The organism is Paucibacter sp. TC2R-5, assembly GCF_025717605.1.
Taxonomy (GTDB): Bacteria; Pseudomonadota; Gammaproteobacteria; order Burkholderiales; family Burkholderiaceae_C; genus Paucibacter_A; species Paucibacter_A albus.
In genome coordinates this window covers 216,482-233,383 of record NZ_JAJIRQ010000008.1, presented here as the reverse complement: position 1 = coordinate 233,383, position 16,902 = coordinate 216,482, and the positions used below count along the sequence as shown (strand labels likewise).

The window sequence follows — 16,902 nt, the reverse complement described above, 5'->3', positions numbered from 1 at the left end:
GTGCGCGGCCCCAAGCTTGTGGTTCAGGAGGGCGGCAAAGTGAGTTCAACACTAAACCTGTATCAAAGCCAGACACAAACGCAAACTAAGCCCCCTTCAGTAGGGCTGGCCGAAGTGTTGCTACATATTAACGGCCTACGGGCAAAGGACATAGAAATGACAGGGTTTCGTATCCAAGAGCCTCGCATCGCCCTCGGCGAATTCTGCCCGCTGATCTCATGTTCAGAGGTGCACCGATTCGACTCGGCGGCTGTGCGCGCTAAAGCGGTTCACGTGCTGGGTAAGTACCCAACGCTTGGCACCTACGGGTTTAGGAAGGTTGAATCGCTAGATCTGTCTGCGCTGAAACGTGACCTACTGCTTACAAGCTGGGGCTTGCGGCAAATCTGCGCTTCTTTGGCATTCATTGCCAAGTATTCAAAAAGGCTGGGCGGGCGCATCAGCCGGAACGGTGGCAGCGAGTTCTTCAAACAAAGCGCCCAGAGCGAAGCAAACGGCTATGTGATGGAGGGGTCATTTGTTGCTGCCGCGCTGATGCATGGCTTGGACCATAAGCACGAGGGGTTCACCTACTTTAATGGCAACTTTGACTGGCGAGCCCTCAATCGGGCACCCCGGGGTTGCGCCAATATTCTGATCGACGGTGTGCCGATCGGCCTGTGGAACAACCCCGTGGCCTCGATATCAGAAGGGAGGTCGGCATGAGCGCAAACGAATTGACCGTCTTGCATTCAGTAAGCGGGCCGCTTGCAAAGGCTTGGCTTGCTGATGGCACCATCGCAGCTCGGGCCAACGCTAGGCAGTTTCGCGCTCGCAGCCGTGCCGCGAACAACTTGGCTGAACTTGCCAGCGCGCTTGATGACATAAAAGAACGCCCCTCATTCGCTGTTGTGCGCGGCCAGTTCGTCGGCCTTGTTCAAGCCGCTATCAACGACGCGGGTGAAGGTATGGGCGTTGGTTGTGTTCGCCGCAACAGCACCAATTTTGTCGACGTCCCACGTTCATATCTAATGCTGGACATAGACGGGTACAAACCGTCGAACGCCGATCCGATCACGCAGGTTGAGCTGGCACTTGCGGAACTTTTTGCGAAGTACTTGCCCGCGTTCTTGGGGACCAGCTACTACTGGCAGCTGAGCGGTTCTGCAGGACACCCCAAGCACGTTGGCGTGCTCAAGGTGCACGTGTGGTTCATGCTCACGGAACCGCGTACCTGCGTAGAGTTGCAGGCATGGGCGCGAAGCCTGCCGCCTGGGATTCTCGACCCCAGCGTGTACCAGCCGGCGCAAATGCTGTACACGGCGACGCCGATTTTCGAAGCTGGTGTGACCGATCCTGTAGCAAAGCGCACCGGCATCTTTCAAGGTTGCTTTGATGCCGTGGAACTTAACATCGACCAATCAGTTTTGGCGACGGTGCGGGCGCAAGGAATGCGTGAGCCGATGAGTGACCCAAAACTCAAGGCTGGCCTGATCGGCGCGTTTTGTCGCGCTTTTCCACCGACCCAATTGGCGACGCTGCTGCCTGATTTGTTTGCAATTGGACGCAGCGCAAACCATTTCAGCTGGCTCGGCCACGACAGTCGATCGGGCATTTTTGTCACTGACTGCGGCCATGGTCTCTACAACGGCCATGCAACAGCCCCGGGCGGGTCGCGTCGGCTCAATCTGGCCGATTTCATACGGTTGCACTTGTTCCATGATCTGGATGCTGACTTCCCCGAAGACGGGGCAATGCACCGCCGGCCAAGCATGGTGGCGTTTTGCGAATGGGTGGCCGACCATCACCCTCAGGTTCTGGCCGATGTGCAACCGCGTGGCAGTTCACCCGAGGACGATTTTGGAGGGCTTGACGATCAAGCGCCAGCGGCAGATACGCACCATGCCGCGACCACGAAAGGGGGTAGGGAGCCGCTCAGGGTCTGGCGTCGCAAGGACATGCGCAATCGCGCGCCCGCCAAGTGGCTTGCCAAAGGCTGGCTTCCTGAGCAAGGTACGGCCGGCTTAGTGGGCGACTCGAACGTGGGCAAGTCGTTTGTTGCGCTGGATCTCGGCCTCTCTATTGCCCGTGGCGTTCCTTGGCTGGGTCGGCCAGTGATTCAAGGTGGTGTGCTCTATGTCGCGGCAGAAGGCGGGCATGGTTTTGGCGTGCGGCAAGACGCCTACGAGTTGCATCACAGCGTCAACTTGGACGATGCGCCATTCGGTTTGGTCGACTCGGCGATTGACCTTAGGACAAGCTTGGTTGACGCTGATCGGGTTATCGCAGCAGCGAAGGAATTCGTTGCCGATACGGGGCAACCGTTGCGGCTTGTGGTTCTTGATACTTTGGCGCGAGTCATGGCCGGCGGTGAAGAAAATTCCAGCCCTGACATGGGCGCTGTGATCAACTCGGCCGCGAAGATAGCTGAGTTGACAGGCGCGCTGGTGCTGCTGATTCATCACACTGGCAAGGACGCTAAAAAGGGCGCCCGGGGCCATTCAAGCTTGAGGGCCGCGCTCGACACGCAAATCATTGTCACGCGGACAGGTGATGTGTGCACCTTGAGGCTCGATAAGCAGCGTGACGGGGCGACGGATTTGGAGCTTGCCTATCGCTTAAAGAGCGTCGATTTGGGAATCTCGGGCGATGACGACAGCCTTGATTCAATGAGTTCGGCGGTGGTTGTGGCGGCTGATTTGGAGTGGGATGTCGAGCCAGCGCCCAAGTTCACCCAGTGGCAGCGCCATGCGCTGGAAGCTTGGGCAGGAGCAGCCCACGGTCAGCTGCAAGCAACGCAAATTGATATCAATGCGGCAGCAGATCGCCTTTTCTCAGAGAAGGGCATCGAGTCACCTCATCGCGCCAAAATGCTCAAAGCTGCGATGAAGCAACTGATCGACGACAGGGTTCTTAACCTTGTCGCGGGGGGTATTGGACGGGGCAATCTGTATCCCCGGGACGGGCTCGCGACCCTGCATTAACTTGGCCGTGTGAAGTAGCGCTGAGCACTGGAAGTCGGAAGTGGGAAGCCCCCCTATAGGGTGGGCTTCTTCCACTTCTGACTTCTAGTTGAGTGGCTGGGGAAGTGGCAGAACCGACTTCCTTCAAACTTCTGCTGGTTTCCATTTCCAGCGGGCTAACACATGCAGTTACGCGACCTTGTCGGTCAACCAGGCGAGCGAGTTCAATTCGAGCAGCATCCAAAGCGCTGCGCATTGACCGGCCGCAAAGTGCCCATAGCTGTCGTCCATCTCGCTAGATCGCCCAGCGCTGGAATGCTGACGGCTGACACCGACCACTGAGCATTTCGTTGGACGGATGTCAGCTGTACCTCCCGATGCTGCCGGTCCACGACGTCTCCGCGTGCAACAGCCTGGGCGCGAGACACAGACCAATCCAATGACGGCTTTCACAGGGCGTGAAACAGCGCAAGACATAGGTTAGCTAGCTGCAGTGCGCTCTTGGCTTCTCCGGGGTGTCGAGCGTGCTTGGTCGGCTGCTTGGAGGCTCTGCGGCTCTGTTGAAGCCGACTCTTATTCTTAGATCAAGGTGCAGGGGTCAGGTCATGGCTTCGGGACGTACCAAATCGGGGATGTCCACGCGCGCTCTTGCAGGATCGCCGGTACCTTGGGGTTCAGCCCGACCTTGGCTTCGGCAGCCCAGACGGTGGTCCAACGGGGGGTGGGTATCTCAACGACACGGGCGTAGTAGGTGACATGGGCAGCAGGATCGAAGTCCGGATCGGTCCAACTGCCCTTGAGCTCTGCCGCGCCGATGGTGTTGGCGTAGCTGGCGGTCTTGAGATCGACGGTATTGCCCACCGGCGGCACCTTGCCGGTCTTGGCATCGGGCTTGCGATCACCGCTCCACACCACATCGATTACGCGCTCCGACGATTTGCCGTTCTTGGTCGCGACCTTGATGATTTGGATGCGATCAAGATTGCCCGAATCGGGGTCCTTCACCGCGTGCACGAAGAACACCGGCGCTTTTGCCTCCCCGCGTGCCGTCAAGTCGCTGCCCATAGGCACGCCGCGCCGGTAGGCCTGCTTGACCCAGTCGTCCTGCTTGAGCAGGTCTGCGTTCAGATCCCAGCCGCCGAACATGCGCAGCTTGATGCGCACACCCGAGGTTCCAAATGTTTCCTTGCGCTCCATGGCGGAAAACAGCGCGTCGCGTGTGTTCTGTTCGGCCCAAACGCCGGTCAGACCCCCAGGTGAGTTGAAGACGGATGTACCTTCCGCTACCGACTGGATCGCAGCCGCACGGTCGGTAATGCCGCCGTTCGGGCCTTGGAAGTTGAACTCCTCGGTCGACGACATGGCGTTGTGATTGTCGGTGCCAGCCTCGATGCCGTACTTGAATGGGTTGGCGCCAATACGCGCGCTGATCTCCTGTCCCACACCGTAGGCCTGGCGCAGATAGCTGCCCTTCGCGAACTTTGCGGTGGGGCCTTGGCCGAGCATCATCGTGTAGGTTTCGAAGTCCGCGAACTCGTCGCTCGGTGACAGCGAGGGGTGCGTATCGCTGGAACCCTTCTCCTGCACCATCTCGAACAGCGGTTCATTGCGCATGCGGCGCTCGGCATAAGCCCGGGTGATGGGCCCGCCCGAATAGGTCTTCTCGCCGTCAAACATCAGGCCGTTGCTGATATTGCCGTTGTGCGGGATGGCAATGACTTGCAAGCCCAGTTCGCGCTGGCGGTCCAGATACGTCCAAAGCGCTTCGGGGTCGACCGAATCGAGCGAGGAGAAGGGCAACTCCGGTCCCTTGCCCTTAAAAATCACGCAGCGATGAAGGTTTTGGTTGCCTGGCGCCGAGGTCCATTCATAGGCCACGAAGGCGGTGAACTTGCCGGGCGCGTTGTGCGCGTTTGCCACGGCGGTATAGCGATTCCAAACGCTCTTGAGCATCTCCGGCTTTTCGAACTCATCAATGCGCTTGTTGGCGTCAGCCATGGCCACAAGCTTGCGGAAAAGCGCGAAGCGGGCCGCAGGATCAGGGTCGTTGAGTGCTGCAGTCCAGCTGCTGCCGGCCAGCGCGCCATTGGGATTGGCCGCCTCGGGCATCACGCCCAGGTACTCGGCGTGATCGGTCAGTGCGAGAAAGTCCAGCGGCGCTTTGCGACGTATCGTGCGGCCGAGGTAGTTGATCTCTTCGCCCTTGGCCCATTTGTGCGCCGCTTCTGGATCAAGCCGGGTGCCGAGTGCGTATGAGTCGGCCGAATAGCTGCTGTGCAGATGCAGGTCACCAAAGTAGGCGTTGCGCTCTGGGTTGGGGGGCGGCAAGGCAACCGCTGTCATCGAGGCACCGGGACCGGGCGCATGTGGCGTTGCCGTCGCAGCGAGCGGTGCAGGCGCGTCTCGCGTGCAGCCCGCCAGGGCGGCTGTCAGCGCAAGGCATAGGGTAGTTCTCTGCAGTGCGTTCATGGCTTCTCCGGGGTGTTGACCGCGCTCGGGCGGCTGCTTGAGGGGGGTATTGAGACGCTTTGATCTTTTCGGATCACGGTGTACTGGCGCATCAAGGCGGCGAGGCGCGAGCGCTCGGCTTGCTGGCCGGCTTCACGCTGCCATGCCTCAGTCACGGCGGCTTTGGCCTGCTCGAAGCTGATCGAAACGGGGTTCTCACGTTCGGTGACGCGCACGAGGTGCCAGCCATAGCCCGACTCCACTGGCCCGACCCATTGGCCGGGCTGCGCCTGCATCAGCGCGTCCACGATGGGACGTTGCCCAAAAGTCTGTTGCACCTCATCGCGCCCCACCTTGTCGAAGTGGCTGGCTACGGGCGCGCGGTCGCCACGTGCCATATCGGCGCCGGAGGCCATGTGCGCGGCCAACGCCGCAGCGGCGGCGTCGCGCGCGGCCCCTGGGCTTCGCCCGTCAGCGCTGAAGTAGACGTGGGTGAAACTCAGCCGCGCGGGTTCGGTGAACTGCGCGGCGTGCTCGCGGTGGAAGGCCCGCAATTGCGCTTCGCTGGGCACTTCGAGATTGGCAATGTTCGATTGCAAGAATTCCATCTTCTGCACCAAGCGGCGCCGCACCATCTCGTCGCCCTCGTCCAGACCCAGTTTGCGCGCTTCGCGGTACAGCACTTCGTCCCGCACAAAGTCGGCGATCAGCCGCTCGCGTTGCGCGATAGTCGGCGCAGTGCCGGTTTGCAACTGATACAGGCGCGCGAGGCGCTCCACGCGCGCGGCGTCGATTTGGATTTGCGCGTCGGCGTCGCTGGGCGCAAACACGCGTGATGCGGCATACAAGAGCCCACCGAGCAGCATGAAATGCAGCAAGGGCTCACGCAGCCAGCGGCCTGCACGGCCGGCAGGTTTGTGCAACTCGCGCGGCTCACGTGTCGGATGGGAGAGGGGCGATGTGCTCAAGAATTCGTTCTCATGTGAATGCGGCGATGCTGCGTTCGATACACCAAAAACCAGCCAGCCCGCCGATGGCATAGGGCGCCAGCCAGCGGCCGCGCTCCAGCAGCGCGGGGCGAATGCGGCGCAAGGCGCGATACGCCAAGAGCACGGCGGCAACGAAGGCGAGCTGCCCGATTTCGACGCCAAGGTTGAACAAGAGCAAGGCCGGCAGTACCGCATCCTTGGGCAGGCCCACTTCGCCCAAAGCACTCGCGAAGCCGAAACCATGCAGCAGCCCAAAAGCAAAAGCCACACCCCAGGGCCAGCGCGAGGCCAACCCGGCCTCGCCGCGCCAAAGATTAACCACTTCAACGGCGACAAACAGGATGCTCAGGGCAATGGTGGCTTCAATCAGCGGCACCGACACCTGCACAATCTGCAAGGCCGACAGCGCCAATGTGAGGCTGTGCGCCAAGGTGAAGGCGGTGATCGTCCACAGCAGGCGAGCGCGTTTGCGCACCAGCAGCAAGAGCCCCAGTACAAACAGCAAATGGTCGATGCCCAGCAAGATGTGCTGAATGCCTAGCATCAGATAGGCCGCCACAGCTGGGGCGCCGCGACCGGCTTCAACCCGCATCGACGGCGCATCCGGTTTGAGCAGCCGCGTGATGTCACTGCCGTCGCTCAGGCGGATGTGCACCAAGGTGTCGGTGATGGTGCGGTCAAGCCCGGTGATAGTGATGGTCTGCCCCTCCAAGGGCGCTTGCGTGGCCGCGACTCGCCATTGCTTGACCAAATGCGTGGGCGTGCGCGACAGCTCGGCGGACGAGTCGTCGAGCCAGCCCCCGGAAAAAACCGGCTGCAACGCGACCGCCGCATCACCGACCACGGGCTGCTTCCATAAGACCTGCCAGCCGCTCTGAGTGGGCATCACTTCAAGATAGGCCGGCCGGATCTCATGTGCCCCGGCTGCACCAACAAACAGCAGCAAGGCCGCCCACAAGCAGCACCAGGTGCGCCAGGGCAGCCGGCTGCTGAGGGATGGCTTCAAAGCGGCACCGGGACGCTGAAGGAGAGATAGAACGTATTGCGGTCCATGCGATTGCGTTGCGACACCGTGTTCATCCAGCGAAAGGACGAGGACAGCGGCAACGCGCCGATCTTGCTTGAATACGTCACGATGGGTCCGAGTGCCAACTCGCTGCCGCGAAAGCCATTGAGCTTGTCGGCCAGTGGCCCCGAGTCCTTGCCGATCTGCTCGATCCACCCCGCAATGGCCCCCATCGCCCAACCATCACCCAGCTTTTTGGAGCCGAGCACGTCCAAGGTAAACAAGGGTGCGCTTTGATAGTTGCTGGCTTTGTTGCGGGTCGAGAAATTGAGCGTTGCCACGCTGGAGACTTCCCATCCCTGCGGCAGGTAGCGCGTGTAGGACAGGGTAGGAATGGCGGTCCAAACGTTCTGGCTCAGATTGACCAGCTTGCCGGATACATAACGCCCTGTAGGTGCCCAGACTCGCAGCGACAGCGACAAATGCTCGTCCTTGCTGAAGTGATAACCGGCGACGATGGGCGTGATCGCCAAGTCATACAGCCCAGCAACCTTGGCGCTGTGATCGAGCCCCGGCGCTGGCGGCACAAAGGCCTGGACGGTGACTTCACTCTGCATAAACAGCATCGTCAGCGATGAGGCAAAGTGCCATGCGCCGGGGCCGGTGTCCCAGACCTTGAACAGGGACAGCGATTGGAGCGTGTACTGATTCTCGGCCTCGCCCGCGATTCGGCCGGCAATCGGGATCTGCTTGTTGGCCCCGATATTGCCGTCCACTGCCTGCAAACCCAGATTGAACATCATGATGGGCTGATCAGGCACAACGCCGGCCGAAGGGTTGACCGCCGTGCCTGCCACCGGCCGCCCACCGCCCGATTCGGTTGCGCCGGCGGCAGATGCCAGCGCGCTGAAGATAACCCCAGCAGCCAACTGACCGGCGCGACGGCGCAAGTTGGGCTGCGCAACATCCTGTTTGAGTTGGTGCTCCAGAGAGGAGCCTGTGCCGTTTGATGCGGCTAGGTCGAGGCTCAACTTTCGACCCCGGCGATGGGAACTCAACACAGGAAGCTGCAAATCAAGTCGGGTCATTCACCACTCCAGCAACAAGGTCTGATTTTTGTCGCATGCACTGTAGCTCAATCACATCCGATTTTTACCCGCGTCTCAGGCGGCGGTAGTTTGGAGTGCACGTATAAAAAGGAAAACGCTGAACTGACATGGGCTCAACTCTTTTTGTCCTCCCGATTCGAATTAAGCTTTCAGTTTCCCGTTAGAACTCGTTACGACCAATTTGGAGAACCTCCATCAGATCAGTCGAAGCCTACTCTGCCAATTTGCCAGCCTTCTGCTGTCGAGACGGCTTGTCGTAGAGATTGAAAGCGCCAGCGACTCCTATGGGCACTGTGTTGCCAGGCCGTCAGGGCCCTCGCAATGTCCCGGCCTGCGCCAGGCTGACAGTTGGACCAAGCGCCGCATAGCTGACGTTCGATTCGCCGACCGTTTTTGTCAACGGCGGCTTACTGGCGACGATGCGGCCTCACGGCCCTGGCCAGTTCGTGTCATTCGGATGCGCAGTGGGTGGCGCCAGCACGGTGCCCAGAGCCGACTACGGCTAAGCCCCGGTCCAACTCCTTGCCTATCGAAACTATCCTGGCGAACAAGTGCGAGGGGTCTGACAGCATTGACTGTCCGCTGGCTGTCCGCAGACTGTCCGTGGACAGGTGGGAGTGGCCGTCGTCATAGGTAAGCGGTTGATTTGATTGACATTGAGTGCAAGTCGAAGCCTGGCACACATTCTGCTCACTTGTAACCACCAAGCCCAACCGGGCGAGCTCTTTCCCCCGCCCCATGCCTTCAAAGGATGTTCCATGTTGTTGCCTCGCTTACTCACCACTTTGGCGGTCTCGCTCTATATGCTCACTGCGGCTTCGGCCGTGCAGGCCCAAACCAAAGCTGCCGGTGATCTGAAACTGGCCTTGAGCAAGGCTTTGGAGGGCAGCAAGACGCCCGCCATCGCCGCCGTGGAACTGCGCGACGGCAAGATTCTGCAGGAGGAGGCGACTGGCCTGCGCCGCAACGACGGCAAGAACACCGTGCAGCTCGACGACGTCTGGCTGATTGGCTCCGACGGCAAGCCAATGACAGCGGCCCTGTTGGCGAAGCTGGTTGACCGGGGCGTCTTGTCCTGGGATGCGCCGCTGGAGTTGCTGTTGCCCGAACTGAAAGAACAGATGAACGAGCAGTACCGCAAGGTGACGCTGATCGAATTGCTGTCGCATCGGTCGGGTCTGCCGGAGAACTTCAGTGATGAAAAGTACTTTGAAACGTTCCACACCGACACTCGTTCCCCGACCGAGCAGCGTCTTGCCTATATCGCCCGAGCCCTGTCGGAAGCGTCGGTGGCGGCACCGGGCAGCAAAGTCAGTTACAGCAACACCGGTTTCATGGTGGCTGCCGCCATCGCCGAGCGCGCCACCCGCAGCAGCTATGAGGATCTGATGCGACGAGAATTGTTCGAGCCGCTGGGCATGAAGCAGGTCGGCTTTGGCACTACCAAAAAGGGTCAGAACACCGGTCATACGCAGGGCAAACCTGTGGACAAGGCGACGGACAGCAATCCTGCGATGTTTGCACCGGCCGGTAATCTGCACATGAGCATGCGTGACTGGGCCAGCTTTTGCCTGGACCAGCTGGCGGCACAGCAAGGCGCCGGCAAATTACTGAGCCCCGCGTCCTACCGCCTGATGCAAAGTGTCCTGCCGGGTGGGGAGGGCAGCCTTGGCTGGGGCGTGCAGGCGAGCTTGGCCGGGCGCAAGGGCCCGGTGTTGATGCATGCCGGCTCAGATGGCAACTGGTTTGCATTGGTGGCTCTGTTCCCGGAATCCGGCCGCGGCGTTTTGGTGGCGGCAAACGCTGGTCCCGACATGGGGGCCGACAAGGCTACCCAAGAGGTCATGATGAGTTTGTTGCCCGATTGAGTCTGGGGCTTGGCGCCCGGGACTCAAGCAGAGCCCGTACACATAGGAAGTTCAAGCGCTCCACTGCAAATCTCACCGTCATGGACGGTTGACTTTGGCTGAGACGAACAGCATAGCGCCAACCGTGCTGGTTCGGCTAATTCCCTTTCTCGCACGGTCCCAACTCTTGCTGCGGGCCGCAAGGTGCCCGGAGCTGTCTATTGCCTTCGCTCAGTACGCTCACGAAATCGGCAATGAGTCGGCATTGGCAAATATGTAGGTTTGCGGTGAACACCGTGAACCCCAACATCGGTCGCTGCCGTGAGAACGGTTGGTGGCGCGCAGCTATGTTGGAGTTCGAAGGCTCACTCCATGAACCTACCGGGCTACAAGGCGTGTTGGAATCCGAGCCGGTCAAACGGCTTGAGCGAGGGTTTACGCGGACTTGCGATCATCGACAACATCTGTAAACATTCGCGCCGTTAACAACTGTTGTCGAATCATGAGCCCGATCTCTGAAGCAGAAAGTCGCATTCTTCAAGTGCTGTGGCAGCGCCAAGCTCAGACGGCCGAAGACATTGCCGCCGCGCTTGCGCAGTCACTGGCCAGTGGAGCGGCGGAGTGGCAGTTGGGCACGGTCAAGACCTTGCTGAACCGATTGCTCAACAAGGGCGCGGTCAGTGCGGAGCGCGAGGGGCGGCGCTATCTTTACAGCCCCGTGTTGGCCCAGCAGGCATGGGAGGAAGAAGAAACTTTGGGCCTGCTGGATCGGCTGTTTCTGGGTCGCCTCTCACCGCTGGTTGCCCATTTTTCGGCGCAACGTCGGCTCAGCGCCGAAGACGTGCTGGCCCTGCGCCAACTGCTGGATCAACAAGCCGGAGGCACAGACGATGATGGCCAGTCCTGAACAGATCCTGAGCCTGTTGTGGCGCCTAAGTTTGGCCTTGTCTGTCGGGCTTGCGCTGGTGCTGATGCTGCGTTCGCCCTTGCGTCGCTGGCTTGGTGCGCAGGCGCAGTACGGCCTCTGGGCCTTGCCCCTGCTGATGGTGGCGGGCGTCGCTGCGGCGCCGGGTTTGGCCACGCACATCAACGATCTGCCGCCGCTGCAACTGCCGACCGTGGCGATGCAAATGTGGCGCGCGTCTGCGGCCGACGACTGGTGGACGCTCCTTGCTGCCTTCGCAGCATCGCTGGGCCCCCCGGTATTGCAAGCCTCGCTGCTGCTGGCGGTGTGGGCGCTGGGGGCACTGGCCTTGGGGCTCCTAAGCTGGGCTCAGCACCGGGCCTATCGAGGCCGCTTGCGGCGTGGTCAAGGGGTTTGGTTGGCGCCGGCGGGCAGCAGTCCGGCCCTGCTGGGCTGCTGGCAGGCCCAATTGGTGCTGCCGCTCGATTTTGAGCAGCGTTTCAATGCCGAGGAACGCGGCCTGATCCTCGCCCATGAGCAGGGTCATGCGGCTCGCCGCGACAACGCCGCGCGGCTGCTGGCCTGTGTGTTGGCGGCCTTGCAATGGTTCAACCCGCTGGTCTGGCTGGCCCTGTCGCGCTTGCGCCAAGACCAGGAATTGGCCTGTGACGCTCGAGTTCTGGCCAGCCGTCCCGGCGCCTGGCCGCTTTATGCCCAGACCTTGCTGAAGGTTCAGGGTTTCGCTGCAGTACCGCCTCTTGCCACGGCCTGGCAATCCACCCATCCACTGATCGAGAGAATCACCATGTTGAAAATCCACCATGTTCCTGCTTCCCCCTTGCGCCGCCTTGGTGGCCACGCTCTGCTGCTGGGTTTGGCACTTGCCAGCTTTGGCGTCGCCGCCGCTTTGGCGCAAAAAGAGGCGTCGCCTCAGACCAAAAAGAGCTCAGCCGTGAAGGCCAGCGAAGTTTGCAGCGTCATGCCCAAACCGGAGGTGCCTGAGCAGAATATCCAAGGCGAATTTCTGCTGAATGCACGCTTTGCCATCAGCCAGGGAGGCAAGGTTGAGCAAATCAAGATAGTGGGCGACGAGCGTCTGGCCCAGCCGGTGCGCAAGGCCATCGAAGGCTATAAATGTTCGCCCGGCAGCAAGGACGGTGTGTTTGTCGAACAGAAGTTCCACTTCAGTTTTGAGTGAGTCAGTGACCCTGCCGTGGTGAGCGCCGGTCGGGGTCAACTGACCAGCCCGGTCAACACGCGGCGAGGGCCCAGGTCTTGCTTTCATGCATTGCCTGACCACCTTCAGCGCTGGGGTGGGTGCTGGATCGCAAGATCTGACTCTTTCCCCTGCGTGAGTCAGCTGACTTTGGCGTTCAGGACGCGGCGGGCGACCGGTGCCGATTGAACTGGTCATAAGGTGCGACTTCGAATGCCCGGTTTGGGCACCGTGCTGTCTTTCAGCCCGGATGCGCAGATGCAAGCGGCAGACATGCCGCTTCAGCCACCTTCGACTGAATTGCTGCCAAAACTCGTCCAAAACTGCGCGCGGGTTAGGTGGGGTTTAGCCCGACGGGGTTCTAGGCAATTTGGGGTGTGTAGGGGGGGCAGTCCGTCCCCCTCTGAATTCACTTGCTGAATTTCCAAAAGGATGGTCCTGGTTGATGCACCTGGGTCTGCTTGTGCCAGGCTTCGAGGGCATACCGAAACCCCCAACTGGAAATTACCAGCGCGCACCCATGACGGCAGCACCTGATTTAATGCATACGCAAACCAGTTGCTTTCCGTACAGAGATAAGGCACGATCCTGAGCCACCAACTCAGAGAGTTCCACATGACTAAGGCAAGTAAGGTGCTCAGAGTCGCGCTATATGCCCGCGTGTCCACCGACAAGCAATCCACCGAGAACCAACTGCAAGAGCTGCGAGCGGCGTCAGAGCGCCTTGGCTGGGCCGTTGCTGATGAGTTCGTTGACCGTGGCATCAGTGGTGCCAAGGGCCGCAAAGACAGGCCAAGGCTTGAAGCACTACTAAAGGGTGTAGCGCGCAAGGAGTTTGACGTGGTGGCGGCCTGGTCGGTGGATCGCTTGGGCCGGTCACTGATCGACCTGATCAACATGCTGCAGGAGTTGCACTCGACCGGCGTGGACCTGTACCTGCACCAGCAAGGCATCAACACCACGACACCGGCAGGCAAGGCCATCTTCGGCATGTTGGGTGTGTTTGCCGAGTTTGAACGCGCAATCATTCAAGAGCGTATCCATGCCGGCCTGGCTCGGGCCAAGAAGGTCGGCACGAAATCGGGGCTGGCGATTGGTCGGCCTAGGGCCAGCGAAGACGTTGAGGCGCGGATACGTGAGTTGCGCGCAGAGGGGCTTGGCATGGTCAAGATCGCTGCGGCGATACCGTGCGGCGTGTCAGTGGTGCAGCGGGTGTTGAAGGCTGCCGGTTAGGCCGCTCTTAAAATGCCAAGTGTTGACAATGGCGACTTGAGCAGAGAGCGTTGTGGTGGCCTTTGTTGATGTTAGTATAAGCTAACATTGCTTGAAAGGTGCGCCACTTTCTTAAGCTCTGAGGCCTTGGCTGACTATTGCGAACGCTAAGAACCTTTGCGCCTTGCCCGACTTGAGCAAGCGCATGGAGCAGCAGTGTCTCGCTGTACATAAAACACTATGCAGCGAGCCGACCGAGCGGACTAATTTGGCCGGTCCGTAGTCCATCAAGGTAATCACCCCAAGCCTGCATCATGGCTGCACGTTGTGGCAGATAAAGCGCATGGTTGTAGGCCGCAGAAACCTCGTTGCGCTCAGCGTGGGCCAATTGCAGTTCGATATGCGCATGTTCAAACCCTTGTTCATGCAACAAGGTCGACGCGACACCCCTGAAGCCGTGACCCGTCATACGGCCTTTGTAGCCCATGATTTCGAGCGCTTTTAGGATCGTGTTGTTACTCATGGGTTTGCCCTTTTTGCGCTCACCTGGGAATAGCAGTACGTTTTCACCCGTCACGCTCTCAAGCACCCGCAAGACATCAATAGCCTGAGTAGACAACGGCACGATGTGCGGGGTTCGCATCTTCATTCGATCAGCCGGAATATCCCATCGAGCAGCGTCCAAATCAAACTCGGTCCACTTGGCACCGATCAGTTCGCCGGTACGCACAAAAGTCAGCGCCATCAATTTGATGGCCATTCGGGTCACCGGTGTGCCCTGGTAGCCTTCGATTTTACGAAGTAGGGCGGGAAGCTCCGGCGCGCCGATGCGGGCATAGTTCTCGGCCTTGCGCTGAGGAAGAATGTCCGATGGCTTGATGTCAGTCGCTGGGTTGCGTTTGGCCTTGCCATGAGCAATTGCAAACCTAAACACCTGACCGCTGGTCTGTAGTGCACGCTTTGCTACATCAATGGCGCCGCGCTTTGCGATCGCCTTCACCAGTTGTACAAGTTCGGGGGCTTCAATATCTGCGACGGGCCGTGATCCGATTGCAGGGAATACATCAGCCTCGAAACGCCGAAGTACCTGTGCAACGTGGCTGTCGCTACGACTGGCCTTCCAATGCTCGTGCCAGTCTCGGGCGACGGCCTCGAATGTGTTGATAGCGCTGGCCTCTTTTGCGGCCTTGGCTATACGCTTGGCGGCAACAGGGTCTGTGCCAGTGGCTACCAGCTTGCGCAGGTCATCGCGCTTTTGGCGGGCGTCGCTAAGGCTGACATCGGGATACTGGCCCAGTGAAGCCGTTTTTTCCTTGCCCTCATGTCTGAATCGAAACTGCCAAAGCTTGTTGCCGTTTGTTCGCACCAAGAGATGCAGGCCTTTTTCATCAGGCAACTTGTACTGCTTGGCCGTAGGCTTAGCCTTCTTGATTGCAGTGTCGGTGAGCATCGGCGACCTTCATTTGAGGGTAATTTGGCACTGCCGGTAGGGTAATGCATAAATTGCCCTCACGGTTGCCCTCACCAGACCGTGGCTGCATGCAGACGTATGTGGACATAAGGACGTAAAAAAGCCCCGTAAATCATTGATTCACGGGGCCTTCTTGTACTGCGATGGACCTATGTGGATGGTCCTGGACATATTTCTGGCGGAGAGGGCGGGATTCGAACCCGCGGTGGGGATAAACCCACACACGCTTTCCAGGCGTGCGACTTAAACCGCTCATCCACCTCTCCGAAGCCCTCCATCATAGCGCACTTTTGAGCCTGTACTTCTTGTTTGCTGAGTTTGTCATCGCAGCTGACCTATTTGCTCAGCAAAAGCCCGGAGATCGCGCTCACGGCTTTGAGCCGGCGCCCTTCATCAAGGCCATAGCCGTGCCAATCAAACCGGACACTTCGCTCATATTGCCCGGCACGATCATTGTGTTGTTGGCCTTGGCCAATTGAGCGTAGGCATCTACTGCTTTTTCAGCGACTTTGAGTTGCACGGCCTGTTCGCCACCCGGCGCTTGAATGGCTGCGGCTATCTTGCGAATCGCATCGGCAGTGGCGTCGGCAACGGCGGTGATGGCTGCGGCTTCGCCGACCGCCTTGTTGATCTCGGCTTGCTTGTCGCCTTCGGAGCGGGCGATGGCCGCTTCGCGGGCGCCTGTGGCGATATTGATTTGCTCTTGGCGGCGGCCTTCGGACGCGGCAATCAAGGCGCGCTTTTCACGCTCCGCGGTGATTTGCGCCTGCATCGCATGCAGGATGACGGCGGGCGGGGTCAGGTCTTTGATCTCATAGCGCAGTACCTTGACACCCCAGTTCAGCGCCGCCTCATCCAGCGCTTGCACGACTGAGCTGTTGATGACGTCGCGCTCCTCGAAGGTGCGGTCCAGTTCCATACGGCCAATCACCGAGCGCAGCGTGGTTTGAGCCAACTGAGTGATGGCGACAATGAAGTTGCTGGAGCCGTAGCTGGCTCGCATCGCGTCGGTGACTTGGAAGTAGAGGATGCCGTCGACCGTCAGCTGGGTGTTGTCTTTGGTGATGCAGACTTGGCTGGGCACGTCGAGCGGGATTTCTTTCAGCGAATGTCGGTAGGCCAGGCGGTCAACAAAGGGCCAGAGGAAGTTCAGGCCCGGCGTCAAGGTGCCGTGGTACTTGCCAAGCCGCTCTACCACCCAGGCGTTTTGCTGCGGCACGACCTTGATGGACTGGACGATGAAGACGATCGCTACGACCAGCAAAACAACTGCGAATTCCATGGAGAGTCCCTCTTGTCTACTTTTTATTGATGTGAAAGTTCAGTGGTCGAGCAATAGGCAGCTGCCCTCGACGGCGCGTATGACATAGCGTCCCGGCACTGGCACGGTGTTGCTGATGCAGCGGGCTTGCCAGGCAGCGCCCCGGTATTTGACGCGCGTGGATCCGTCGCTTTGCCAGCTTTCGACCTCCACAGTCTGGCCAATGTCCATATTGACGTCGGCGTTCTCGCCGGCGGGTACGACTTGATGGCTGTTGCGCCTGGCTAGGTAGCAGGCAGCAACAGCCGCGCCCCCAACGACAGCAGCGGTCAATACCTGCTGCTCCCCGCCCAGGCCCAGATGCGCCGCGCCTGCGCCGGCTGCACATCCGAGGGCTAGCATCAACAGGTAGAAAGTGCCGGTGCAGAGTTCGACGGCAATCAAAATGCCGCAGGCGATCCACCATGCGTTGGCTATATTCATCGCCATGTCACCTC

The 16,902-nt window shown here is 59.9% G+C and carries 13 protein-coding genes and 1 tRNA gene; 6 read left to right on the top strand and 8 right to left on the bottom strand.

The window, feature by feature from the left end; all coding sequences use genetic code 11:
* The first annotated feature begins 39 nt into the window (after positions 1-39).
* Both LNV08_RS18700 and LNV08_RS18695 read left to right on the top strand, forming a co-directional pair.
* On the top strand, positions 40-705 hold the full coding sequence (locus LNV08_RS18700) for a hypothetical protein (RefSeq protein ID WP_263535257.1): 666 nt from the start codon (positions 40-42) through the stop codon (positions 703-705).
* Positions 702-2,963, top strand: coding sequence for an AAA family ATPase (locus LNV08_RS18695; protein WP_263535256.1), 2,262 nt, complete (start codon positions 702-704; stop codon positions 2,961-2,963). The genes LNV08_RS18700 and LNV08_RS18695 overlap by 4 nt, the downstream gene beginning before the upstream one ends.
* Before the next feature lie 582 nt (positions 2,964-3,545).
* On the opposite strand, the gene LNV08_RS18690 is transcribed toward LNV08_RS18695, so the two are convergent.
* Genes LNV08_RS18690 through LNV08_RS18675 form a run of 4 tightly spaced genes read right to left on the bottom strand, consistent with a single transcriptional unit; the run spans position 3,546 to position 8,473 of the window.
* On the bottom strand, positions 3,546-5,411 hold the full coding sequence (locus tag LNV08_RS18690; protein WP_263535255.1) for a DUF3604 domain-containing protein: 1,866 nt from the start codon (positions 5,409-5,411) through the stop codon (positions 3,546-3,548).
* The gene (locus LNV08_RS18685; RefSeq protein WP_263535254.1) at positions 5,408-6,358 is read right to left on the bottom strand and encodes a peptidylprolyl isomerase; all 951 of its coding nucleotides are present in this window, start codon (positions 6,356-6,358) and stop codon (positions 5,408-5,410) included. Before LNV08_RS18685 ends, LNV08_RS18690 begins: the two co-directional genes overlap by 4 nt.
* A 10-nt stretch (positions 6,359-6,368) precedes the next feature.
* Positions 6,369-7,385 (bottom strand): HupE/UreJ family protein, encoded by a 1,017-nt coding sequence (locus LNV08_RS18680; RefSeq protein WP_263535253.1) that lies wholly within the window; start codon positions 7,383-7,385, stop codon positions 6,369-6,371.
* Positions 7,382-8,473 (bottom strand): transporter, encoded by a 1,092-nt coding sequence (locus LNV08_RS18675; RefSeq protein ID WP_263535252.1) that lies wholly within the window; start codon positions 8,471-8,473, stop codon positions 7,382-7,384. The genes LNV08_RS18680 and LNV08_RS18675 overlap by 4 nt, the downstream gene beginning before the upstream one ends.
* 779 nt (positions 8,474-9,252) lie before the next feature.
* Here LNV08_RS18675 and LNV08_RS18670 point away from each other — a divergent pair.
* From LNV08_RS18670 to LNV08_RS18655, 4 genes are all read left to right on the top strand, one after another.
* Complete coding sequence (locus tag LNV08_RS18670) at positions 9,253-10,362, top strand: serine hydrolase domain-containing protein (protein ID WP_263535251.1); 1,110 nt, start codon at positions 9,253-9,255, stop codon at positions 10,360-10,362.
* A gap of 481 nt (positions 10,363-10,843) precedes the next feature.
* Positions 10,844-11,248: a BlaI/MecI/CopY family transcriptional regulator gene (locus tag LNV08_RS18665; protein ID WP_263535250.1), complete on the top strand. Its 405-nt coding sequence runs from the start codon at positions 10,844-10,846 to the stop codon at positions 11,246-11,248.
* Complete coding sequence (locus LNV08_RS18660) at positions 11,232-12,443, top strand: M56 family metallopeptidase (RefSeq protein ID WP_263535249.1); 1,212 nt, start codon at positions 11,232-11,234, stop codon at positions 12,441-12,443. The genes LNV08_RS18665 and LNV08_RS18660 overlap by 17 nt, the downstream gene beginning before the upstream one ends.
* A gap of 633 nt (positions 12,444-13,076) precedes the next feature.
* On the top strand, positions 13,077-13,694 hold the full coding sequence (locus tag LNV08_RS18655; protein ID WP_263535248.1) for a recombinase family protein: 618 nt from the start codon (positions 13,077-13,079) through the stop codon (positions 13,692-13,694).
* Between the two features lie 217 nt (positions 13,695-13,911).
* On the opposite strand, the gene LNV08_RS18650 is transcribed toward LNV08_RS18655, so the two are convergent.
* The 4 genes from LNV08_RS18650 to LNV08_RS18635 all read right to left on the bottom strand — a co-directional run bounded on the left by LNV08_RS18650 (position 13,912) and on the right by LNV08_RS18635 (position 16,894).
* Complete coding sequence (locus tag LNV08_RS18650; protein ID WP_263535247.1) at positions 13,912-15,123, bottom strand: tyrosine-type recombinase/integrase; 1,212 nt, start codon at positions 15,121-15,123, stop codon at positions 13,912-13,914.
* 197 nt (positions 15,124-15,320) lie between these two features.
* A tRNA-Ser gene (locus LNV08_RS18645) sits at positions 15,321-15,410 on the bottom strand.
* Positions 15,411-15,511: 101 nt separating this feature from the next.
* Entirely contained in the window at positions 15,512-16,426 is a 915-nt protein-coding gene (locus LNV08_RS18640; protein ID WP_263535246.1) for an SPFH domain-containing protein, read from the bottom strand.
* 39 nt (positions 16,427-16,465) lie between these two features.
* Positions 16,466-16,894 (bottom strand): NfeD family protein, encoded by a 429-nt coding sequence (locus LNV08_RS18635; RefSeq protein ID WP_263535245.1) that lies wholly within the window; start codon positions 16,892-16,894, stop codon positions 16,466-16,468.
* Positions 16,895-16,902 lie beyond the last annotated feature (8 nt).